General features: G+C 57.6%; 21 protein-coding genes. 5 read left to right on the forward strand and 16 right to left on the reverse strand.

Annotated features, from left to right (window positions below; all coding sequences use genetic code 11):
- Nucleotides 1-165: 165 nt before the first annotated feature.
- The 4 genes from hemG to pepQ are packed head-to-tail and all read right to left on the reverse strand — an operon-like array spanning nucleotide 166 to nucleotide 4,143.
- Nucleotides 166-699, reverse strand: a complete 534-nt coding sequence (gene hemG, locus G6041_RS20870; protein WP_007872657.1) for a menaquinone-dependent protoporphyrinogen IX dehydrogenase — start codon at nucleotides 697-699, stop codon at nucleotides 166-168.
- Between the two features lie 10 nt (nucleotides 700-709).
- Nucleotides 710-2,161: a Trk system potassium transporter TrkH gene (trkH, locus tag G6041_RS20875; RefSeq protein ID WP_012126021.1), complete on the reverse strand. Its 1,452-nt coding sequence runs from the start codon at nucleotides 2,159-2,161 to the stop codon at nucleotides 710-712.
- Between the two features lie 39 nt (nucleotides 2,162-2,200).
- Entirely contained in the window at nucleotides 2,201-2,812 is a 612-nt protein-coding gene (locus G6041_RS20880; RefSeq protein WP_012126022.1) for an IMPACT family protein, read from the reverse strand.
- Nucleotides 2,812-4,143, reverse strand: coding sequence for a Xaa-Pro dipeptidase (pepQ, locus tag G6041_RS20885; protein WP_012126023.1), 1,332 nt, complete (start codon nucleotides 4,141-4,143; stop codon nucleotides 2,812-2,814). The genes G6041_RS20880 and pepQ overlap by 1 nt, the downstream gene beginning before the upstream one ends.
- A 189-nt stretch (nucleotides 4,144-4,332) precedes the next feature.
- On the opposite strand from pepQ, the gene fadB reads away from it, so the two are divergent.
- The 3 genes from fadB to G6041_RS20900 all read left to right on the forward strand — a co-directional run bounded on the left by fadB (nucleotide 4,333) and on the right by G6041_RS20900 (nucleotide 8,179).
- Nucleotides 4,333-6,522 carry a fatty acid oxidation complex subunit alpha FadB gene (gene fadB / locus G6041_RS20890; protein ID WP_012126024.1) on the forward strand — a complete coding sequence of 730 codons (2,190 nt, stop codon included), beginning with the start codon at nucleotides 4,333-4,335 and terminating at the stop codon, nucleotides 6,520-6,522.
- 10 nt (nucleotides 6,523-6,532) lie between these two features.
- Nucleotides 6,533-7,696 (forward strand): acetyl-CoA C-acyltransferase FadA, encoded by a 1,164-nt coding sequence (gene fadA / locus G6041_RS20895; protein ID WP_004385505.1) that lies wholly within the window; start codon nucleotides 6,533-6,535, stop codon nucleotides 7,694-7,696.
- A gap of 135 nt (nucleotides 7,697-7,831) precedes the next feature.
- Nucleotides 7,832-8,179 (forward strand): hypothetical protein, encoded by a 348-nt coding sequence (locus G6041_RS20900; protein WP_004385506.1) that lies wholly within the window; start codon nucleotides 7,832-7,834, stop codon nucleotides 8,177-8,179.
- 27 nt (nucleotides 8,180-8,206) lie between these two features.
- On the opposite strand, the gene fre is transcribed toward G6041_RS20900, so the two are convergent.
- Nucleotides 8,207-8,908, reverse strand: a complete 702-nt coding sequence (fre, locus tag G6041_RS20905) for an NAD(P)H-flavin reductase (protein WP_007891415.1) — start codon at nucleotides 8,906-8,908, stop codon at nucleotides 8,207-8,209.
- A 45-nt stretch (nucleotides 8,909-8,953) separates the two neighbouring features.
- A complete protein-coding gene (ubiD, locus tag G6041_RS20910; RefSeq protein WP_004385509.1) occupies nucleotides 8,954-10,438 on the reverse strand; it encodes a 4-hydroxy-3-polyprenylbenzoate decarboxylase in 1,485 nt (494 codons plus the stop codon).
- A 183-nt stretch (nucleotides 10,439-10,621) separates the two neighbouring features.
- On the opposite strand from ubiD, the gene rfaH reads away from it, so the two are divergent.
- Nucleotides 10,622-11,110: a transcription/translation regulatory transformer protein RfaH gene (gene rfaH, locus G6041_RS20915; RefSeq protein ID WP_007766492.1), complete on the forward strand. Its 489-nt coding sequence runs from the start codon at nucleotides 10,622-10,624 to the stop codon at nucleotides 11,108-11,110.
- Between the two features lie 47 nt (nucleotides 11,111-11,157).
- Here rfaH and G6041_RS20920 read toward each other — a convergent pair whose 3' ends face one another.
- The 10 genes from G6041_RS20920 to udp all read right to left on the reverse strand — a co-directional run bounded on the left by G6041_RS20920 (nucleotide 11,158) and on the right by udp (nucleotide 19,548).
- The gene (locus G6041_RS20920; RefSeq protein ID WP_004385511.1) at nucleotides 11,158-11,490 is read right to left on the reverse strand and encodes a glycine zipper family protein; all 333 of its coding nucleotides are present in this window, start codon (nucleotides 11,488-11,490) and stop codon (nucleotides 11,158-11,160) included.
- A gap of 123 nt (nucleotides 11,491-11,613) precedes the next feature.
- Nucleotides 11,614-12,417 (reverse strand): 3'-5' ssDNA/RNA exonuclease TatD, encoded by an 804-nt coding sequence (gene tatD / locus G6041_RS20925; RefSeq protein ID WP_171966536.1) that lies wholly within the window; start codon nucleotides 12,415-12,417, stop codon nucleotides 11,614-11,616.
- Nucleotides 12,418-12,445: 28 nt separating this feature from the next.
- Nucleotides 12,446-13,207: a Sec-independent protein translocase subunit TatC gene (gene tatC, locus G6041_RS20930; RefSeq protein ID WP_012126027.1), complete on the reverse strand. Its 762-nt coding sequence runs from the start codon at nucleotides 13,205-13,207 to the stop codon at nucleotides 12,446-12,448.
- A gap of 1 nt (nucleotide 13,208) precedes the next feature.
- On the reverse strand, nucleotides 13,209-13,769 hold the full coding sequence (tatB, locus tag G6041_RS20935) for a Sec-independent protein translocase protein TatB (protein WP_012126028.1): 561 nt from the start codon (nucleotides 13,767-13,769) through the stop codon (nucleotides 13,209-13,211).
- Between the two features lie 3 nt (nucleotides 13,770-13,772).
- A complete protein-coding gene (gene tatA / locus G6041_RS20940; RefSeq protein WP_007704573.1) occupies nucleotides 13,773-14,036 on the reverse strand; it encodes a Sec-independent protein translocase subunit TatA in 264 nt (87 codons plus the stop codon).
- Between the two features lie 78 nt (nucleotides 14,037-14,114).
- Entirely contained in the window at nucleotides 14,115-15,755 is a 1,641-nt protein-coding gene (ubiB, locus tag G6041_RS20945) for a ubiquinone biosynthesis regulatory protein kinase UbiB (protein ID WP_007891403.1), read from the reverse strand.
- Nucleotides 15,752-16,357 (reverse strand): ubiquinone biosynthesis protein UbiJ, encoded by a 606-nt coding sequence (gene ubiJ, locus G6041_RS20950; protein ID WP_084999154.1) that lies wholly within the window; start codon nucleotides 16,355-16,357, stop codon nucleotides 15,752-15,754. Before ubiJ ends, ubiB begins: the two co-directional genes overlap by 4 nt.
- A gap of 11 nt (nucleotides 16,358-16,368) precedes the next feature.
- Nucleotides 16,369-17,124: a bifunctional demethylmenaquinone methyltransferase/2-methoxy-6-polyprenyl-1,4-benzoquinol methylase UbiE gene (gene ubiE / locus G6041_RS20955; RefSeq protein WP_004385518.1), complete on the reverse strand. Its 756-nt coding sequence runs from the start codon at nucleotides 17,122-17,124 to the stop codon at nucleotides 16,369-16,371.
- Between the two features lie 89 nt (nucleotides 17,125-17,213).
- Nucleotides 17,214-18,647: a DNA recombination protein RmuC gene (rmuC, locus tag G6041_RS20960; protein WP_041460625.1), complete on the reverse strand. Its 1,434-nt coding sequence runs from the start codon at nucleotides 18,645-18,647 to the stop codon at nucleotides 17,214-17,216.
- A 145-nt stretch (nucleotides 18,648-18,792) separates the two neighbouring features.
- Nucleotides 18,793-19,548 (reverse strand): uridine phosphorylase, encoded by a 756-nt coding sequence (gene udp / locus G6041_RS20965; RefSeq protein WP_012126031.1) that lies wholly within the window; start codon nucleotides 19,546-19,548, stop codon nucleotides 18,793-18,795.
- Nucleotides 19,549-19,807: 259 nt separating this feature from the next.
- Between udp and G6041_RS20970 the strand changes: the two genes are divergently transcribed.
- The gene (locus G6041_RS20970; protein ID WP_012126032.1) at nucleotides 19,808-20,626 is read left to right on the forward strand and encodes a dienelactone hydrolase family protein; all 819 of its coding nucleotides are present in this window, start codon (nucleotides 19,808-19,810) and stop codon (nucleotides 20,624-20,626) included.
- The last annotated feature ends 12 nt before the right edge of the window (nucleotides 20,627-20,638 follow it).

A 20,638-nucleotide genomic window follows, 5' to 3' on the forward strand; every position in this document is an offset into this window, starting at 1 on the left:
AGTCAAGCGTTTATTTTCGCTTTCGTCTGCCTGACGGGCCGGCTCGTTTGCCGTTGTGCCGTGTCAGTGGAGGCGCATTATAGGGAGTTCTTTCCGCCTGACAACCCCTAATTTCAAAAAACTTTTCGTTCGCTTACTTTCCAGGCAATGTGCCGGAAAATGATACTAATCGCGGCTCAGACGGGCGATTTCCTGCGCAAAAAGGGCCACCTGAGGCCAGTCCGTGTAGACCACTTCTTTTGAGGTATCCGTTTCCCCGCCTGTCATTTTCATAATCAGGCGAATCATGAAGCGGTCAAACCAGCGATAACGCGGATAACGCAGCGCACCCGCAAAGACAGCGCAATGATCAGGCTGCCACGGCGAGTTCAACAGAAACTTGCGCGTATAGCTGTTGGTCTGCGGTGTGCGCTTCTCTGGCTTACGCGCCACAAGGTTTACCGAAAAGAACGCGCCCGGCAGCGCATTAAGCGCCTGTTGATGCTGCTTCACAAACGCGTCCAGCGTCGGGTGAAAATGGCCATAGCGAATCGACGCGCCTATCACCACCTTCTTATATTGCGTCCAGTCTGGCGCTTCGGCGCGATGCAGGTTAACCACATCCACCGCCTCGCCCATTTCCTGTAGCTGGGACGCGATATAAAAAGCGATTTCACGCGTTTGTCCGTCGCGGGTGGAAAACAGAATTAAGGTTTTCACATTTATCTCCTTATTCGCGCCAGAAAGTCGGGGTGAACAGCACCAGAAGCGTAAACACCTCCAGACGCCCGAAAAGCATATTGGCAATGAGTATCCACTTAGCGACGGGATTCATACTGGCGAAGTTATCCGCTACGACGCCAAGACCAGGCCCAAGGTTATTGAGCGTCGCCACCACAGAGGCGAATGCCGAGAAGTCGTCCACGCCGGTCGCGATAATCGCCAGCATGCTGACCAGAAACACCAGCGCATACGCCGAGAAAAATCCCCACACCGCTTCGAGGATACGTTCCGGCAACGCGCGGTTGCCAAGCTTAATACTGTAAACCGCGTTCGGGTGCACCAGCCTTTTCAGCTCGCGGTTGCCCTGTTTAAAGAGCAGAAGAATACGAATAACCTTGAGACCGCCGCCGGTTGAACCCGCGCAGCCGCCAATAAACGCCGAGCAGAGCAACAACACCGGCAGAAAGAGCGGCCACTTCGCGATGCTGTCCGTCGTAAAGCCTGCGGTCGTCGCCATCGACACCACCTGGAAAAACGCCTGGTTAAGCGTCGTTATCGCCGAATCGTAGGTATCATGGAACCAGAGCACCAGCGTACAGATAAAGACCAGCGTCAGCTGCACGCCGATAAACATGCGAAATTCCGGGTCGCGGGAATAGACCTTCAGGCTACGCCCGCTGAGCAGCGAAAAGTGCAGGCCGTAGTTACAGCCGGAGATCAGCAGAAAGATAGCAATAATGGTGTTAATGGTCGGGCTGGCGAAATACCCCACGCTTGCATCGTGCGTAGAGAACCCGCCGATAGCGATAGTGGCAAAGCTGTGGCCAATCGCATCAAACGCGGGCATTCCGGCAAACCACAGCGCCAGCGCGCACGCCACCGTCAGCAAGACATAAATCAGCCACAGCGTTTTCGCCGTTTCGGCAATACGCGGGCGCATTTTGTTGTCTTTGAGCGGCCCCGGCATTTCAGCGCGGTATAGCTGCATCCCACCGACGCCGAGAATAGGCAGAATCGCCACCGCCAGCACGATGATCCCCATCCCGCCGAACCATTGCAGCATCTGGCGATAAAAAAGAATGGCATGCGGCAGAGAATCAAGGCCCACCAGCGTCGTCGCGCCCGTGGTGGTCAGCCCAGAAAAGGATTCAAAAAAGGCGTCCGTGATGGTGAGGTTTGGCCGCTCGGAAAAGATAAACGGCAACGCACCGACGCTGCCCAGCACCGTCCAGAAGAGCACGACGATAAGAAACCCTTCGCGCGATTTCAGTTCGCGCTTCTGATGACGGTTCGGCCACCAGAGCGCCGCGCCGATAGCCAGCGCGACAAAAAAGGTTTGAGTGAAAGCGCGTCCCGCGCCGTCGCGGTATAGCAGAGCTACCAGGCCGGGAATGATCATTGTCCCGGAAAACAGGATAACCAGTAGACCAACGATTCGGGTAATGGCGCGAAAATGCATCTGCCGTTTCCTTTGGAATCAAAATGAAGGAGAGGATTATTATTCAACCGACAACAAATGCAATGCACCACGGCTAAAGTCGGCAAGCTTTGCCGAAAAAGCCGCCACCTGCGTATGCGGAAGCGCCACGCGCAACGCCACATTGGCCTGAAACGCGCTTTCCACCACCTTGCCGTTAAACTGACCGAGCAGCCCTTCCACACCCGCGAGCTGCGCGTAATCGCACAGCAAAGTATATTCCGTCAGCGGCACTTTGAGTGTCGTTTCAAGCCGCGTTAACGCCTGTTGAACGCCGCCACCATAGGCTTTGACCAGCCCGCCGGTGCCAAGCTTGATGCCGCCGAAGTAGCGCACCACCACGGCGGTAATCTCGCCGACGCCGCTGCCCATCAGCTGCGCCAGCATCGGTTTTCCGGCCGTGCCCGCCGGTTCACCGTCGTCCGAGAACCCGAGTTGCTGCGAATCATCGGGCGCGCCCGCCACCCACGCCTGGCAATAATGCCGGGCATCCGGATAATCGACGCGCGCCTGCGCAACGAACGCTTTGGCCGCTTCCACGCCCTCGGTATGGTCGAGCAACGTAATAAAGCGGCTCTTTTTGATCTCTTCCGTAAAGATCACCGGCGAGGCCGGAACAGGCCAGCTCTCCATCAGGCGAGCTTCAGATCCCGGGTCATGTTTTCCACGCCGTGCTCGTGAATCACCACGTTATCCTCAATACGGATACCGCCGAACGGCTTCAGCGCCTCGATTTTCTGCCAGTTGAAGTGCTTGCTGAACGGGCCTTCTCGCCACGGCACCAGCAGCGACTCAATAAAGTAAATGCCCGGCTCAATCGTCAGCACCATACGCGGCTGCAATACGCGCGTGCAGCGCAGATACGGATATTTCGCCGGTGCAGCCAGATGCGTGCCGGTATCGTCCTGCATAAAGCCCGCGACATCATGCACCTGCAAGCCCAGCGGATGCCCGATACCGTGCGGCATAAACGGCCCGGTAATGTCGGCTTCCACCATCGCTTCTTCGCTAATGTCCGTGACAATCTGATGACGGCGCAGCAGCTTCGCGATGCGCTGATGGAACTGAATGTGGTAATCGATATAACTGACGCCCGCTTTCATGGTGCCAATCAGCGCCAGCTGTTCTTCATTCACGTCTTTAATCAAAGCCGCGAAATCGCTGTCGCCGTCGGCCGCCCAGGTGCGGGTCAAATCGGCTGCATAACCGTTATATTCGGCGCCCGCGTCCAGCAGGAAGCTGCGCATCTCAGACGGCGCGCGGTGATCGAGCCGGGTGTAATGCAGCACGGCGGCGTGCTCATTAAGCGCCACGATATTGCTGTAAGGCACATCGGTATCGCGATGGCCGGTCGCGGTCAGGTACGCGAGGTTAATATCAAACTCGCTCATGCCTGACAGAAACGCCTCATGCGCAGCGCGATGGCCGTTAACCGCCGTCTTCTGCGCTTCGCGCATGCAGGCCAGTTCGTAATCTGTCTTATACGCGCGGTAAAAGTGCAGATAATCAATCACGCCTTTCGGGTTAATTTTATCCGCCGGGACGTCCAGCTTCAGCGCGCGCTCCGGCACCGGGCCAATGTACGCGATGTTGCCACGCGCGGCAGGCAGCTGACCGCCGATGTCATCGGCTTTCGGCAGCGCGATAATGTCTATCTCTTCCGTCCAGAACGCACTCGGCAGCGGCTCGACGTTATGCCAGTAATCCACCGGCAGGTAAAACCACAGCTTCGGCTTGTTCACGCCATCCACCAGCAACCAGCAGTTTGGCACCTGCGTCACCGGCACCCACGCTTTGAACTGCGGATTCACCTTAAACGGATACGGATGATCGTCTAAAAAGACATTAAACAGCTCCCCGGAATGGATAAGCAGCGCGTCCAGATTAAAGCGGGCAAGCACGTTGCGGGTACGCTCCTGGAGCGTATCCAGATGATTTTTATAGAGGGTGGTCAGCGAATCCATACTTTACCTTTAAAGTTTGAGCTCTCAACTCCGGCATCTTAGCACACCGGTTTATTCCCTGAGCGTTTTCCACCATCCGTGATCGCGTTTGCAAATATTTAAACAGTAATTTGCATTTCATTAACATCAACTCCACACTCCGCTTCATCTGGTACGACCAGATCCCCTTGCTGGATTCAGGAGACCGACATGCTCTACAAAGGCGACACCCTGTACCTTAACTGGCTGGAAGACGGCATTGCCGAACTGGTGTTCGATGCCCCCGGCTCGGTGAATAAGCTTGATACCGCGACCGTAGCAAGCCTTGGCCATGCGCTCGACGTGCTGGAAAAACAGCACGATCTCAAAGCCCTGCTGCTGCGCTCGGAAAAAGCCGCGTTTATCGTCGGCGCCGACATTACCGAATTCCTCTCGCTGTTCCAGGTGCCTGCTGAGCAATTAAGCCAGTGGCTGCACTTTGCCAACAGCGTATTTAACCGTCTTGAAGATCTGCCGGTGCCGACCCTTTGCGCCATAAACGGCTACGCGTTAGGCGGCGGCTGTGAATGCGTGCTGGCGACCGATTTCCGTCTCGCCACGCCGGATGCCCGTATCGGCCTGCCGGAAACAAAACTTGGCATCATGCCGGGCTTTGGCGGTTCGGTACGCCTGCCTCGTCTGCTGGGCGCTGACAGCGCGCTGGAAATCATCGCGGCCGGTAAAGACATCACCGCTGACGCGGCGCTAAAAGTGGGCCTGGTTGATGCGGTCGTGAAACCGGAAAAACTGATCGAGGGCGCGCTGCGTATGCTGCGCCAGGCCATCGACGGCGAGCTCGACTGGCAAGCCCGCCGCCAGCCGAAGCTTGAACCGCTGCGCTTAAGTAAAATCGAAGCGACTATGAGCTTTACCATCGCCAAAGGCATGGTGATGCAGACCGCGGGCAAACACTACCCGGCACCGATGACGGCGGTGAAAACCATCGAAGCGGCCGCAGGGCTGGGCCGTGATGAAGCACTGGCGCTGGAGAATAAAAGCTTTGTGCCGCTGGCGCGCTCCAGCGAAGCGCGCGCGCTGGTCGGCATCTTTTTAAACGACCAGTACGTCAAAGGCCTTGCGAAAAAACTGACCAAAGAGACCGAGACGCCGAAACAGGCCGCGGTACTGGGCGCAGGCATTATGGGCGGCGGCATCGCTTACCAGTCCGCCTGGAAAGGCGTGCCGGTCATTATGAAAGACATTAATGAGAAATCACTGACGCTCGGCATCAGCGAAGCCAGCAAGCTGCTGAATAAACAGCTGGAGCGCGGCAAAATCGACGGGCTGAAGCTCGCAGGCGTTATCGCCACCATCCATCCGACGCTGGATTACGCCGGCTTTGAGCGCGCTGACGTGGTCGTCGAGGCGGTGGTCGAAAACCCGAAGGTGAAAAAAGCGGTGCTGGCGGAAACCGAAGAAAAAGTCCGCCCGGATACCGTGATTGCCTCCAATACCTCGACGATTCCTATCAGCGAGCTGGCAAGCGTGCTGAAGCGCCCGGAAAATTTCTGCGGCATGCACTTCTTTAACCCGGTGCACCGTATGCCGCTGGTTGAAGTAATCCGCGGAGAGAAAACCTCCGACGCCACGATTGCGAAAGTGGTGTCCTGGGCCAGCAAAATGGGCAAAACGCCGATTGTGGTGAATGACTGTCCTGGTTTCTTCGTTAACCGCGTGCTGTTCCCCTACTTTGCCGGTTTCAGCCAGCTACTGCGCGACGGCGCCGACTTCCGCCAGATAGACAAAGTGATGGAGAAACAGTTCGGCTGGCCGATGGGCCCGGCGTACCTGCTGGATGTTGTCGGCATCGACACCGCGCATCACGCGCAGGCCGTGATGGCGGCGGGCTTCCCGCAGCGCATGCAAAAAGATTACCGCGATGCTATCGACGCGCTGTTTGACGCCGGTCGCTTCGGACAGAAAAACGGTAAAGGTTTCTATGCCTATCAGGAAGACAGCAAAGGCAAACCGCGCAAAGTGCCGGATGACGCGGTAGACAGCCTGCTTGCCGAAGTGAGCCAGCCGAAGCGCGCGTTCAGCGATGAAGAGATCGTGGCGCGCATGATGATTCCGATGGTCAACGAAGTGGTGCGCTGCCTGGAAGAAGGCATTATCGCAAGCCCGGCCGAGGCGGATATGGCACTGGTCTACGGTCTCGGCTTCCCGCCGTTCCACGGCGGCGCGTTCCGCTGGCTGGATACGCAGGGCAGCGCGAAATACCTCGATATGGCGCAGCATTATCAGCATCTCGGCCCGCTTTATGAAGCGCCAGCGGGGCTTCGCGATAAAGCGAGCCACAATGCGCCTTATTATCCCCAGGTTGAACCTGCCCAACCGGTAGGCGAACTGCAAACGGCTTAAGGAGTGACGAATGGAAAAGGTTGTAATTGTTGATGCTATCCGCACCCCGATGGGCCGTTCCAAAGGCGGCGCGTTCCGTCAGGTGCGCGCGGAAGATCTTTCCGCACACCTGATGCGCAGCCTGCTGTCGCGTAACCCGCAACTGGAAGCCAGCGCTATCGACGACATCTATTGGGGCTGCGTGCAGCAGACGCTGGAGCAGGGTTTTAACATCGCCCGCAACGCCGCGTTGCTGGCGGAAATCCCGCACAGCGTGCCCGCGGTGACGGTCAACCGTCTGTGCGGTTCGTCAATGCAGGCGCTGCACGACGCCGCGCGGATGATCATGACCGGTGACGCCAGCGTTTGTCTGGTGGGCGGCGTGGAACACATGGGCCATGTGCCGATGAACCACGGCGTCGATTTTCATCCGGGCTTAAGCCGTAACGTCGCGAAAGCCGCGGGCATGATGGGGCTAACGGCGGAGATGCTTTCACGTATGCACGGCATCAGCCGTGAAATGCAGGACGCTTTCGCCGCTCGCTCGCATCAGCGCGCCTGGGCCGCCACACAGGCCGGGCATTTTAAACAGGAAATCATTCCGACCAGCGGCCACGACGCCGACGGCGTGCTTAAGCGCTACGACTTTGACGAAGTGATCCGCCCGGAAACCACCGCCGAAGGGCTGTCGCAGCTGAAACCGGCGTTCGACCCGGCAAACGGTACGGTCACGGCGGGCACCTCGTCAGCGCTCTCCGACGGCGCGGCGGCGATGCTGGTCATGAGCGAATCGCGCGCCCGTGAACTCGGCCTGACCCCGCGCGCCCGTATCCGTTCTATGGCGGTAGTAGGCTGCGATCCGTCGATTATGGGTTACGGCCCGGTGCCCGCCTCGAAGCTGGCGCTGAAAAAAGCCGGTCTGACCGCGAGCGATATCGATCTGTTTGAGATGAACGAAGCCTTTGCCGCGCAGATCCTGCCCTGCATTAAAGATCTGGGCCTGATGGAGCAGATCGACGAGAAGATCAACCTTAACGGCGGCGCGATAGCGCTCGGCCACCCGCTTGGCTGCTCCGGCGCGCGTATCAGCACCACGCTGATTAACCTGATGGAGCGCCGCGACGCCGAGCTTGGCCTTGCCACGATGTGTATTGGCCTGGGCCAGGGCATCGCGACGGTCTTTGAGCGGGTGTGAGTCAGACAACGCGCCTGGTATCAGGCGCATTGGTGAAAAGTTTAGTTGCCGTTCTTCCCGCCTGTCAGGGGCGGGTTTTTTATTTTCCACATTTGTGCCAGGCTTTTTTAACGACTCTACACTTCAGGGAAAACTATGAAGGGATGCTTTATCTTCGCGCCGCTTGCCGCTGCGCTTTTTTGCACCACTTCTGCACGGGCAGAGCTGTCGGAGGAGACGCTGGCGCAGCGTTGCCTGACCTCGCTTATCAACACATGGCAGGATCACGCGTATATGCAAAAAGTCCTGACTGAATCGCGCGTTGTACCGGAAAGCGTGGTGGTGGAACGGTATGACGAAAACGTCGGCCAACAGCATATCGCGACCCAGCTCACCGCGAAGCTCGATCATCCAGTGCGCAAAAACATTACGCTGCTTTGCCTGCTGGAAAACGATAAACCGTTATATGTCTGGTCAGGAAAGGAGATTGCCGCCAGCCCGTAAACAGGGCTGGCGTTATGCGGGCACGACTCAGATAAACGCGAAAGCGTCGCCGAACAGGCGGTCTTCGCGCGCGGCGCGCTCGTTGCAGAAGAGGTCGCGGGCGATCTTCGCCATCTCGAAACGTCCCGCGATGTAGATATCGTGTCCGGCAAGCGTACCGAAATCCTGCATCACTGCCGTCAGTACCGTGCCGCTGCGACCGCGCCACGTCTCATCCGGCTGCTCGACCACCGGAACAATCTTCAGGTTCGGATGGTCAACCGACAGCGCTTCCAGCTCTGACAGATCGTAAAGGTGTTTCTCTTCGCGCCCGCCCCAGTAAATCGTGATATCGCGATTCGGGTTGCGCGCCAGCGCCGTCAGCAGAATCGAACGCGCGTAGGAGAAGCCCGTCCCACCGGCAATCAGGATCAGCGGACGCTCTTCGTCGTCGCGCAGCCAGGCGTCGCCATGCGGAATATCGACCACGATTTCACGCTCTTTGAGAATGCGGTCCATCACCGCCATCGCGTAGAGGTTAAGTTCCGACGCGCCGATATGCAGTTCGATAAAGCCCTGCTCATCCGGCGTGGAGGCCATAGAAAAAGGGCGCTTGTCCCGCTCATCCATTACCACCATCAGGTACTGACCTGCGCGAAACGAAAAGGCCGCTTCCGGCACTAAACGAACGCGATAAACGGTATCCGTGATGGCTTCTACCGAGGTCACTTTACAGCTTAAGGTTGTCATGCGTTCCCTCTGTCGGGTCAATAATGCAACTGCAACGGCGGCGCGTCAGGCGCCTTTTCCGTCATGAAAAATCGCGAGCTCATCCCAGATGGCGTCGATACGCGCCGTCACGTTGGGATCTTTCTTGATGGGTGTTCCCCACTCGCGCTGCGTTTCGCCCGGCCATTTGTTGGTCGCGTCGAGGCCCATTTTGGAGCCAAGTCCCGATACCGGCGAGGCGAAATCCAGATAATCGATCGGCGTGTTCTCCACCATCACCGTGTCGCGCGCCGGATCCATGCGCGTGGTGATCGCCCAGATCACATCGTTCCAGTCGCGCGCGTTAATGTCATCATCACAAACGATCACGAACTTGGTATACATGAACTGGCGCAGGAATGACCAGACGCCCATCATCACGCGCTTCGCGTGGCCCGCGTACTGCTTGCGCATTGTGACCACAGCAAGCCGGTACGAGCACCCTTCCGGCGGGAGATAGAAATCCACGATCTCCGGGAACTGTTTTTGCAGGATAGGCACCAGCACTTCATTGAGCGCCACGCCCAGCACCGCAGGTTCATCTGGCGGGCGGCCCGTATAGGTCGAGTGATAAATCGCGTTTTCACGCTGCGTCACATGCGTCACGGTAAAGACCGGGAAGTTATCTATCTCATTATAGTAACCGGTGTGATCGCCATATGGGCCTTCCGGTGCCATTTCGCCGGGTTCAATATAGCCTTCCAGCACGATTTCGGCGCTGGCCGGGATCTCAAGGTCGTTAGAAAGACACTTCACCACTTCGGTTTTGGTGCCGCGCAGCAGGCCCGCAAACGCATATTCGGAGAGCGTATCCGGCACCGGCGTCACCGCACCAAGAATCGTCGCCGGGTCAGCGCCCAACGCGACAGCGACCGGGAAGCGTTCGCCCGGATGCGCCTGGCACCACTCCTGGAAATCGAGCGCGCCGCCGCGATGCGACAGCCAGCGCATAATGAGTTTGTTTTTACCGATGAGCTGCTGGCGATAGATGCCCAGATTCTGGCGCTCTTTATGCGGGCCGCGAGTGACCGTCAGGCCCCACGTAATAAGCGGCGCGGCGTCATCCGGCCAGCACTGCATGATGGGAATGCGGTTCAGGTCGACTTCATCGCCCTGCCACACTTTCTCCTGACAAGGCGCGTTACGCAGCCGCTTCGTCGGCATGTTCAGCACTTGCTTAAACTGCGGCAGCTTGTCGAAGAGATCGCGGAAACCGCGCGGCGGCTCCGGCTCTTTCAGGAACGCCAGCAACTTGCCGACTTCACGCAGCGCGGAGATATCCTCCTGGCCCATGCCCATCGCCACGCGTTTCGGCGTGCCAAACAGGTTGCAGAGCACCGGCATGGTATGGCCTTTCGGGTTTTCAAACAGCAGCGCCGGGCCGCCCGCGCGCAATGTGCGGTCGGCAATTTCCGTCATCTCCAGGTAAGGATCGACGGGCAATGTAATGCGCTTGAGTTCGCCTTGCTGCTCCAGCAGCGCCAGAAAATCGCGTAGGTCGTGGTATTTCATGCAGTTATTCGTGGCTTTAAAATAAGCTTTTTATTATACGGTGTTCGCCGCAGGCATGCCGTAATTTTGTTAAATTAACGTGAATCATCACCACAGGCTATAGCACTGCGCGGTATAATGCCCTTAGCGATCCTGAGGTGGTTTTGTTATGCTGGCGCGTCCGGCCATGTAAGAAGAGTCATTATGCAATCCTGGTATTTACTGTACTGTAAACGCGGGCAGCTTCAGCGCGCTAAAGAGCACCTTGAACGACAGTCGGTGAACTGCCTTACGCCAATGATTACGCTTGAAAAAATGGTACGAGGCAGACGCACCTCCGTCAGCGAGCCGCTGTTTCCGAACTACCTTTTCGTTCGCTTTGACCCGGAAGATATTCATACCACGACGATAAGCTCCACCCGCGGCGTCAGCCATTTCGTTCGTTTTGGTTCGCACCCGGCCGTGGTGCCGCAGACGGTCATCGAGCAGTTGCTCGACTGGCACCCGGAAAACGTGACTGATCCGGATACGCCGCATACCGGCGATATGGTGGTGATTACCGAAGGCGCGTTTGAAGGGTTGCAGGCAATTTTTACCGAGCCCGATGGCGAAGCCCGTTCTATGTTGCTGCTGAATTTGCTGAACAAGCAGGTGCTGCAAAGCGTGAAGAACACCGAATTCCGTAAGGTCTGACGCGCAACGCAGACAGCAAAACGGCGGCTCAGTGCCGCCGTTTGTCATTAGTGCGTCGCTTCGCCAATAACGCCGCCCGCGCCTGCGCCAACCGCTGCGCCTTTCAGCACGCTTTTCCCGGTTGCCGCGGCAACGCCCGCGCCCACGACCGCACCCGCAACGCCACCTTTACGCGCCGCTTTGCCTTTATCGCCCTTTTTCAGCATCGCGCCGGTGCCTGCGCCAATGACCGCGCCGCCTACGGCGCTTTTGACATCTTTGCCTGCAATGGCACCCGCTGTCGCGCCAAGCACCGCGCCGGTCGCCGTTTTATCCATCGCCATCACCGGCGCGCTGGTGAGCAGCATCAGTGTCACAATGCCCGTAATTGTCTTTTTCATTATTGTCCCTCAGCTGTGTAATACAGGGGAAATCCCCGGCGGGAAGCATATCACCGGGCTTTGAGAGGGAAAGGCACCAGCAGCGTGCAAAAATCCACACTCTGCCGGTTTCAGCAGGCAGCGTTACGCAGGCGACGCGTTTTTCAGAAACAGACGGGCGGCATTGGCATCCGTCGTGGCCTCAAGCCAGGCGGGATCTTCACCGCGCCACTGCGCGACTTGCTTAAGAATATGCGGCAGCCAGCATGGCTCGTTGCGACGCGATTTTGGCCTGGGGGCGAGATCCCGAGGCAGCAGATAAGGCGCGTCTGTTTCCAGCAGCAGGCGATCGGCGGGAATAACCGGCAGCAGGGCGCGTAGTTCAAGCCCGCGACGCTCGTCGCAAACCCAGCCGGTAATACCGAGGTAAAGCCCGCGTGCCATTGTCTCCCGCGCCTCTTGTTCCGTGCCGGTAAAGCAGTGCAGTACCGCGCCCGGCAGTTTATCGAGCCAAGGATCGAGCAGCGCAAGAAAGCGCGCATGGGCATCGCGACAGTGCAAAAACACCGGCAGCGCCAGCTCTGCCGCCAGCCGCAACTGTTCTGTAAAGGCATGCTCCTGTTCGGCAGGCGTTGAAAAATTCCGGTTGAAATCGAGCCCGCATTCGCCAATCGCCACGACCTGCGCCTCCCCTGCGAGCGCACGCAGCCGCGCCGCGCTTTCATCATTCCAGGTACTGGCGTCGTGCGGGTGAACGCCCGCGGTCGACCAGCAGCCCTCGTAACGCCTGGCGAATGCGCAAGCCTTTTCGCTTTCTTCAAGCGACGTGCCGGTAAAGAGCATATTGCTGACGCCTGCCGCACGGGCGCGGGCGATCATCTCATCCCTGTCATGGTCAAACTGAGAGCTGGTTATATTCAGGCCAATATCAAACATTGCGCTTTCCATATGAAAACCGCCCTGACGGGCGGTTACGTTATTCTTCTGCTTCTTCTTCGGCATCCTGCTCTCGCGGACGCCGTTTACCGACGTAAAAGCGCGAGAAGAAAATCCCGACTTCAAACAGGCAGTACATCGGTATCGCCAGCAGCGTTTGCGAGAACACATCCGGCGGCGTGAGCAGCATGCCGACGACGAACGCGCCGACCAGCACATACGGGCGTTTGGCACGCAAGTCCTGCGGCGTGGTCACGCCCATCCAGCACAGCAAGACGATGGCGACCGGCACTTCAAACGACACGCCGAAGGCCATAAACAGCGCCATGACGAAATCGAGATAGCTGGTGATATCGGTCGACACCACAACGCCGACAGGCGCGGTTTTCGTTAAGAAGCCGAACGCCAGCGGGAACACCACGAAATAGGCGAAGGCCATACCGATATAAAACAGCAGCGTACTGGAAACCAGCAGCGGGATAATCAGGCGTCGCTCATGCGTGTACAGCGCCGGGGCGACAAACGCCCAGACCTGATACAAAATCACCGGTGCGGAGAGGATCACCGACACCATCATGGTCAGCTTGATAGGCGTGAAAAACGGCGACGCCACGTCGGTAGCAATCATGCTGGCACCGTGCGGCATCTGGCTTATCAGCGGGGCAGCGACCAGTTGATAGATATCGTTGGCGAAGTAGACCAGCGCCAGAAAAATCACCAGCACCGCGACGATGCAGTTCAGCAGTCGCTTACGCAGTTCAATCAGATGACTGATTAGGGGTTGGGTATCTTCAACAGCCATGTCAGGATTTATCACTCACGGTGGATGCGGCTTCAGGTTTCCGCGTGCTGGCGGACGCGTCCGACGACGCGTCAACGCCATTTTCAGGCTCGACAGGCGCTGCCCCGGTCTCTTCCGCGTGCGCCGTCTCCGTCACAGGCTTCTGCGCAGGTGACTGCGCCTGATGCTCAGCTTTCGCTGGCGTAACGCCTTCATGCTGCGCTTCGTTGCCTTTCACCAGCGGATTATGAATGGTGTGGGCGTCGTCGCTCGCTTTTTCCGGATCGTTAACGCTGTAAGAGCGCTTCATCGATTCCGCCGCTTCGCGCAGTTCGTCCATCGACGCTTTCAGCTCTGGCGTCAGGTTATCGATGCTCGCTTTTTCCACTTTCTTCAGGCTTTCCTGAAACTCCTGAAGCTTAAGCTCCTGGGTCAGTTCATTCTGCACCGTGGTTGCAAGCGATCGCAGCGCACGAACCCAGCCTGCAACCGTGCGGACAGCCACAGGCAAACGCTGCGGCCCCAGCACGATAAGCCCGATAACAAAAACCAGCAGCAGTTCGCCAAAACCAATATCAAACACGGATTACACCTGCTCTTTATCACGTTTTTTCGCGTCGTCAGCGGTGACGTCGCTTTTGGTTTCGCCGATTTGTTTATCCTGCGCAGAAGGCGCGGTGAAATCCGCATCCTGCTGGTGCTTTTGTTTGTCGTCGTCACCCATCGCTTTTTTAAAGCCTTTGATGGATTCGCCAAGATCAGAGCCCAGCGAGCGTAACTTTTTGGTGCCAAAAAGCAGAACAACCAGAACCGCGATAATCAATAACTGCCAGATACTGATGCCACCCATACATTTCCTCAGTTACCAGTGATAATGGTATTCATCAGGCCACAGTATACCTGTGGCCGTTTCATAACAATGCCTGCGCTAGTCGGTACGCCGCCAGCCGATAAGCCAGACGAGAATACCGCCTGCCATCAGCCATCCGGGCGACATGCCCCAGTCAGGACGGTTGATAAAGAGCAGCGTGCTGCTCAGCATTAGCGTGGCGCCAATGCCGAACAGATAGCGCGACTGCCCTTGCTTTACACGATGCTCCTGCAGCTCATGGGCAATCTTATCAACACTTTGTTGCAGTTGTTTGCCTTGCCGCAGGCTGTTGTAGACCAGTTCAGGAATTTCCGGGATTTTTTCCGCCCAGAATGGCGCTTTCTCTTTAAAGGAGCGCACCAGCGCCGGGAAGCCCACCTGATCTTTGATCCAGCTTTCCAGAAAAGGTTTCGCCGTTTTCCACAAATCGAGCTGCGGATAGAGCTGACGCCCTACGCCCTCAATATACAGCAGCGTTTTTTGCAGCAGCACCAGCTGCGGCTGCACTTCCATATTAAAGCGGCGCGCGGTGTTAAAGAGATTCAGCAGCACGTGGCCAAACGAGATTTCCGCAAGCGGCTTTTCAAAAATAGGCTCGCAAACGGTACGAATGGCGGATTCGAACTCTTCTACATTGGTATCCGGCGGCACCCAGCCCGAATCCACATGCAGCTCCGCCACGCGGCGATAGTCGCGGTTGAAGAAAGCGATAAAGTTTTCCGCCAGATAGCGCTTATCTTCTTTATTGAGCGAGCCCACGATGCCGCAGTCGATGCCAATGTATTGCGGATCGTGCGGGTGATCGTGGCTGACGAAAATATTCCCCGGATGCATATCACCGTGGAAAAAGCTATCGCGGAAAACCTGGGTGAAGAACACCTGAACGCCGCGCTCAGCCAGCAATTTCATGTCGGTGCCGTTGGCTTCCAGCGCCGCGACGTCATTGACCGGGATGCCATAGATGCGTTCCATGACCATCATCGTCGGGCTGCAGTAGTCCGAATAGACTTCCGGCACGTAGAGCATGGGGCTGTTTTCGAAATTACGGCGCAACTGAATAGCGTTTGCCGCTTCGCGCAGCAGATCGAGCTCATCCAGCAGCGTTTTTTCATACTCGCGCACCACTTCCATCGGGCGCAGGCGGCGACCATCCGGCAGCAGGCGCGGCACCCAGCGCGCGAGACGGTAGATAAGCTTCATATCCGCCTTGATGACCGGCAGGATATCGGGGCGGATCACCTTGATGACCACCTCTTTGCCGTTCTCTTTCAGCCGGGCGGTGTGCACCTGCGCGATTGAAGCGGAAGCAAGCGGCGTGATATCGAAATCATCAAACCACTCCTCAACGGGACGATCGCCCATGGCTTTTTCGATCTGCTGTTTAGCGAGCTTACCGTCAAAGGGTGCGACGCGATCCTGCAACAGCGCCAGCTGATCGGCGATTACCGGCGGAAAGAGATCGCGACGCGTCGACAGCATCTGACCGAACTTAATCCACACCGGCCCCAGCTCCTGCAACGCCAGACGAAGTCTTGTACCAAGCTCAAGATCTTTGTGCCGGTTCGGCATCCAGAACAACCCGCGACGCCAGATCCGCAGCGGCAGCGTGAGACGCATGCGCGGGATCAGCTCATCCAGACCGTAGCTCAGGAACGTTTTGATAATGAAATAAAGGCGCCGAATTTCACCTGGCGTCATTTGCCCTCCAGTTTATCCAACCGTTTGGTTAACGCTTCCAGCTGGCGCTCGACGGCCGAAATCTCTTCGGCAAACCAGGCGATTTCCAGCGCGCCCGGCGCGACGCGCCACTCTTCGGTAATCGCTTCCGCCAGATAGCGCTGATTACGCATAAAGCCTTTTTGCAGCAGTTGCCCGCCGCGACGCATAACGCGCCCGATGCCTTCCGCGGCGATATCGCCAACCCACGGGGCCAGCAGCCCGGCGGGATCAAATTCGGCCATGTCCATCAGCGCCACAAAATTTTGCACCACCTGCAGATCGCCCTGCACTTCCAGCTCGCCGCTGCGGATAAGCGCAGTTAGCTGCTGGCGGTCCTGGAGCTTCGGCAAAACGGAAAGGCGGGTGATAACGGTACAGTCCGCCTCGCCTTCCCATTTACTGAGCACATCCAGTTGTTGCTCGCTGAACACCAGCACCAGCGGCGTGGAAAGCTCTTCAAGCGTGATGCGCAACACTTTGCCCTGCAAACGCTGGCGCGGCGCTTTCAGCGCGCTCTCGCGGTACAGAAAAGTGTTCAGCGCGCCTTCAATGCCAGCCATCATTAGCGGTGTGAAAGGCATCCGGCACCTCCTCAGAATTTGTAGCCGCGATGCAGCGCTACGATCCCGCCGGTCATGTTGTAGTAGTTGACGTTCTCGAAGCCCGCGTCGTTCATCATCGCTTTAAGGGTTTCCTGATCCGGGTGCATACGGATGGATTCAGCGAGATAACGGTAGCTGCCAGCGTCTTTCGCCACCAGCTCGCCGACGCGCGGCAGAATGTGGAAAGAGTAGGCGTCGTAGGCTTTGTTCAGCGGCTCGAACACCGGTTTGGAGAACTCCAGCACCAGCAGACGGCCACCCGGCTTCAGCACGCGAAACATGGAACGCAGCGCTTTTTCTTTATCGGTGACGTTACGCAGGCCGAAGGAAATCGTGATGCAATCAAAGGTGTTATCCGGAAACGGCAGCGCTTCCGCGTTGGCCTGGACATACTCGACGTTGCCGACGATGCCGATATTGCGCAGCTTCTCGCGCCCCATTTTCAGCATCGAATCGTTGATATCTGCCAGCACCACTTTGCCGCTCTCGCCCACCAGACGGGAGAATTTAGCGGTTAAATCGCCGGTGCCGCCCGCGAGATCCAGGACTTTCTGGCCGCGACGCACGCCGCTGCAATCGATAGTGAAGCGCTTCCACAGACGATGAATGCCGAACGACATCAGATCGTTCATGACATCATATTTCGCCGCCACGGAGTGGAAGACCTGCGCCACCATATCCGCTTTTTGCTCTTTCGCTACGGTCTGGAAGCCAAAGTGCGTTGTATCTTGTGAATCTTCAACCATCTCAGTGCCTGCTTATCAAGGAAATGTTTGTGAAGTGTAACAGATTGGCCGCAATTGCCCTACGATTCAAGGCGGCATTAGCGCGCCGCTCAGCGCTCGCCCGCAACGCGAAACGCCGCTAAGTGGCTGTTTTCATCAGGGGCGCTGGCAAGCGCTTCGGCATCGGGGAGCGCAAACGCTTCATCATCCTGCACCGCCTGCTCGGCCAAATCCGGATTAATCTCGCGCTTTACCTCAACGCCCATACCGCGAAACGCCTCCGCCTGCGCAAGCAGGTTGCCGCGCCCGCTGGCGAGTTTTTTCATCGCCTGGCGGTAGCTGTCGCTGGCTTTGTCGAGGTTCTGGCCAATGGCGCTCATGTCGTCAACGAACAGCCGCATTTTGTCGTACAGGCGACTCGCGCGATCCGCTATCTGCTGGGCGTTACGGCTTTGATGCTCATAACGCCAGAGGTTGGAAATGGTGCGCAGCGCCACCAGCAGCGTGGTCGGGCTTACCAGCATGATATTGTTTTTTAACGCCTCGGTGATGAGCTCCGGCTGCTTGTCGATAGCCAGTAAAAAGGCGGGCTCGACCGGGATAAACATCAGCACGTAATCCAGCGTGCGCAACCCCGGCAACTGCTGATAATCCTTGCGCCCCAGCAGGCGAATATGATTGCGAAGCGAAGCGATGTGTTCGTTTAACGCCAGCTCGCGGCTGTAGTCATCTTCGGCGTTGAAGTAACGCTCATAGGCCACCAGCGTCATTTTGGCGTCAATCACCACATCTTTGCCCTGCGGCAGACGCACGATGACATCCGGCTGCATCCGGCTACGGTCGGCAAGCTGAATATTAACCTGGGTTTCATACTCATGCCCTTCGCGCAGGCCCGAGGCTTCCAGCACGCGCGCGAGCACTACTTCGCCCCAGTTGCCCTGGGCTTTGTTGTCGCCTTTTAACGCACGAGTAAGGTTGATGGCTTCCTGCGCCATTTGCGCATTCAGTTGCTGGAGATTACGGATTTCATGAGCCAGCGTATGGCGCTCGCGCGCCTCCTGGCCGAAGCTTTCCTGCACCTGTCGGCGAAAGCCGTCGAGCTGCTCGCGTAGCGGAGAAAGCAGGCCGCTCAGACTCTGGCGATTCTGCTCATCGACCTGACGACGGCTCTGCTCAAAGATACGGTTAGCGAGGTTTTCAAACTGTTCGCTCAGGCGCTGTTCGCTGCTCATCATCTGGCGCAGTTTTTCTTCGGCGTGGACCTGGGTGGCCTCCAGCCGCGTGGTGACTTCGCGCAGATCGGACTCCAGCGAGCTGTTGATCTCCCGCAGGTTGCGCAGTTCGTTATTGAGCAGATCGCACTCATCGCGCCAGTGCTGGTTATGCGCCAGCGCCTCGCGGGCCGCGCTGAGTTCGCCGTAAATATCGCGCTGTTCCGCCAGTAGATCCGCCTTGTACTGGGCGGTTCGCAGCCCTGACATCAGCCAGCCCACCACAACGCCTGCCAGCGCAACCACGGCTAACACCAGATATGAGATTTCCACCACGCCTCCTGCCTGAACTGCTCATCACGCCAGAGGGGATTGTGCTGTACATAATTCCAGACGAAAAGCGTTTTTCTGTAAGGATCGTCAATCCTGCGAGACATTACGCAAAAAGGCCGGCAGAGCGCCGGCCTGAAAGGAGTTATCAGAGAAGGCGGCGCGCCGCCTCCACCACGATTTTCACCGCGTGGCTTTCGGTTTGTTTCATGGTTTCCGCGTTCGGGATCTCTTGCTGGGTGCGGTTGACGATAACGCCCGCCACCATGCCCGCGCGCAGCCCCTGGCTTGAACACATGGTCAGCAGCGTGGCCGATTCCATTTCATAGTTCATCACGCCCATCGCCTGCCACTCTTTCATGGAGCCGTTAAAGCGGCTGACTACACGGCCAGAGAAGGTGTCGTAGCGCTCCTGGCCCGGATAGAAGGTATCGGAAGAGGCGGTTACGCCGATATGCGTAGTCGCGCCGACCGCTTTGGCCGCTTCCACCAATGCGGTAGTACAGGCGAAATCGGCAACGGCCGGGTATTCCATCGGCGCGAAGTGCAGGCTGGCGCCATCAAGGCGTACGGAGGCGGTCGTCACCAGCACGTCGCCGACGTTGATGTGTGGCTGGATAGCGCCAGTGGTGCCCACGCGCAGGAAAGTACGAATGCCAAGCTGCGCCAGCTCTTCTACCGCGATAGACGTTGACGGGCCGCCGATACCGGTGGAGCAGATGATGACCGCTTTGCCATCAAGCTCAGCGCGCCAGGAGGTGAATTCACGGTGGGAGGCCAGTTTGACCGGCTTATCCATCAGCGCGGCGATCTTTTCCACTCGCTCCGGGTCGCCCGGGACAATCGCTAATTCTGCGCCCTGAAGATTGCTTTTTTTAAGGCCGAGGTGAAAAACATCAGACATAGGTGACTCCTCTGTGGGTCGGTTTGTCAGGAGAAGCAAAACGGTACTTTACAGAACCTTTCCGGCGTTTTTCGTGACCGGATTCACTTCAAAAGAAAGGAGTTGCATTAATTTTCCATAATTTCGTGATTATGGTCACATATAGAGCGCATGAATGGAAATCCCGCGCGCCGAATGCCTGCTTTTGCCACCTCCACTCCCGCCACACGCAGGCTATAGTTAGGGATGCGCTAAAACAATAACGGGTACGGAGAATGCCATGACCAACAACACTGACCATCCGGCGGGCTTTGCCGCTGCAGTTTCACCTGTCGCTTCAACGGTAGTGCATACGCCGCAGGATGCCATTATCGCGGGCGAAACCTCGATTCCCACGCAGGGCGAAAATATGCCTGCTTACCACGCCCGCCCGCGCGCTGCTGATGGCCCGCTGCCGGTAGTGATTGTGGTACAGGAGATTTTCGGCGTACATGAACATATTCGCGATATATGCCGTCGCCTGGCGCTGGAAGGGTATCTGGCGGTGGCGCCGGAACTCTATTTCCGTCAGGGCGATCCGAATGAGTATGACGATATTTCGTCGCTGTTGAGCAATCTGGTGTCGAAAGTGCCGGACGCGCAGGTGCTGGCGGATCTGGATCATGTGGCAAGCTGGGCGTCACGCAACGGCGGCGACGCGCATCGTCTGATGCTGACCGGTTTTTGCTGGGGCGGGCGTATCGCGTGGCTGTACGCCGCGCATAATCCGCAACTGAAAGCCGCCGTGGCGTGGTATGGCAAGCTGCTGGGCGACAAAACGTTAAACTCGCCGAAGCACCCGGTGGATGTCGCCACCGATCTGACCGCGCCAGTGCTGGGGCTTTACGGCGCGCAGGATACGGGTATTTCGCTTGAGAGCGTGGAGACCATGCGTCAGGCGCTGCGCGCCGCCAACGCGAAAGCGGAAATTATTGTTTACCCGGACGCGGGCCATGCGTTTAACGCCGATTATCGCCCGAGTTATCACGAGGCATCGGCGAAGGATGGCTGGGAGCGCATGCTGGAGTGGTTCAAAACCTACGGCAGTAAGAAAGGATAAAAAAAGCGCCCG

The sequence above is a fragment of the Cronobacter sp. HA18003 genome (genome assembly GCF_011605905.1).
GTDB classification, from domain to species: domain Bacteria; phylum Pseudomonadota; class Gammaproteobacteria; order Enterobacterales; family Enterobacteriaceae; genus Cronobacter; species Cronobacter sakazakii.

What these genes read in the sequence shown, in the direction of transcription:
- pepQ (WP_012126023.1), bottom strand. Translation starts at nt 4,143, where the DNA reads ATGGATTCGCTGACCACCCTCTATAAAAATCATCTGGATACGCTCCAG.
- tatD (WP_171966536.1), bottom strand. Translation starts at nt 12,417, where the DNA reads ATGGAAAGCGCAATGTTTGATATTGGCCTGAATATAACCAGCTCTCAG.
- fre (WP_007891415.1), bottom strand. Translation starts at nt 8,908, where the DNA reads ATGACAACCTTAAGCTGTAAAGTGACCTCGGTAGAAGCCATCACGGAT.
- tatC (WP_012126027.1), bottom strand. Translation starts at nt 13,207, where the DNA reads ATGGCTGTTGAAGATACCCAACCCCTAATCAGTCATCTGATTGAACTG.
- trkH (WP_012126021.1), bottom strand. Translation starts at nt 2,161, where the DNA reads ATGCATTTTCGCGCCATTACCCGAATCGTTGGTCTACTGGTTATCCTG.
- G6041_RS20970 (WP_012126032.1), top strand. Translation starts at nt 19,808, where the DNA reads ATGACCAACAACACTGACCATCCGGCGGGCTTTGCCGCTGCAGTTTCA.
- G6041_RS20900 (WP_004385506.1), top strand. Translation starts at nt 7,832, where the DNA reads ATGAAGGGATGCTTTATCTTCGCGCCGCTTGCCGCTGCGCTTTTTTGC.
- udp (WP_012126031.1), bottom strand. Translation starts at nt 19,548, where the DNA reads ATGTCTGATGTTTTTCACCTCGGCCTTAAAAAAAGCAATCTTCAGGGC.
- tatA (WP_007704573.1), bottom strand. Translation starts at nt 14,036, where the DNA reads ATGGGTGGCATCAGTATCTGGCAGTTATTGATTATCGCGGTTCTGGTT.
- G6041_RS20880 (WP_012126022.1), bottom strand. Translation starts at nt 2,812, where the DNA reads ATGGAGAGCTGGCCTGTTCCGGCCTCGCCGGTGATCTTTACGGAAGAG.
- fadA (WP_004385505.1), top strand. Translation starts at nt 6,533, where the DNA reads ATGGAAAAGGTTGTAATTGTTGATGCTATCCGCACCCCGATGGGCCGT.
- ubiJ (WP_084999154.1), bottom strand. Translation starts at nt 16,357, where the DNA reads ATGCCTTTCACACCGCTAATGATGGCTGGCATTGAAGGCGCGCTGAAC.
- G6041_RS20920 (WP_004385511.1), bottom strand. Translation starts at nt 11,490, where the DNA reads ATGAAAAAGACAATTACGGGCATTGTGACACTGATGCTGCTCACCAGC.
- rfaH (WP_007766492.1), top strand. Translation starts at nt 10,622, where the DNA reads ATGCAATCCTGGTATTTACTGTACTGTAAACGCGGGCAGCTTCAGCGC.
- fadB (WP_012126024.1), top strand. Translation starts at nt 4,333, where the DNA reads ATGCTCTACAAAGGCGACACCCTGTACCTTAACTGGCTGGAAGACGGC.
- ubiD (WP_004385509.1), bottom strand. Translation starts at nt 10,438, where the DNA reads ATGAAATACCACGACCTACGCGATTTTCTGGCGCTGCTGGAGCAGCAA.
- ubiB (WP_007891403.1), bottom strand. Translation starts at nt 15,755, where the DNA reads ATGACGCCAGGTGAAATTCGGCGCCTTTATTTCATTATCAAAACGTTC.
- ubiE (WP_004385518.1), bottom strand. Translation starts at nt 17,124, where the DNA reads ATGGTTGAAGATTCACAAGATACAACGCACTTTGGCTTCCAGACCGTA.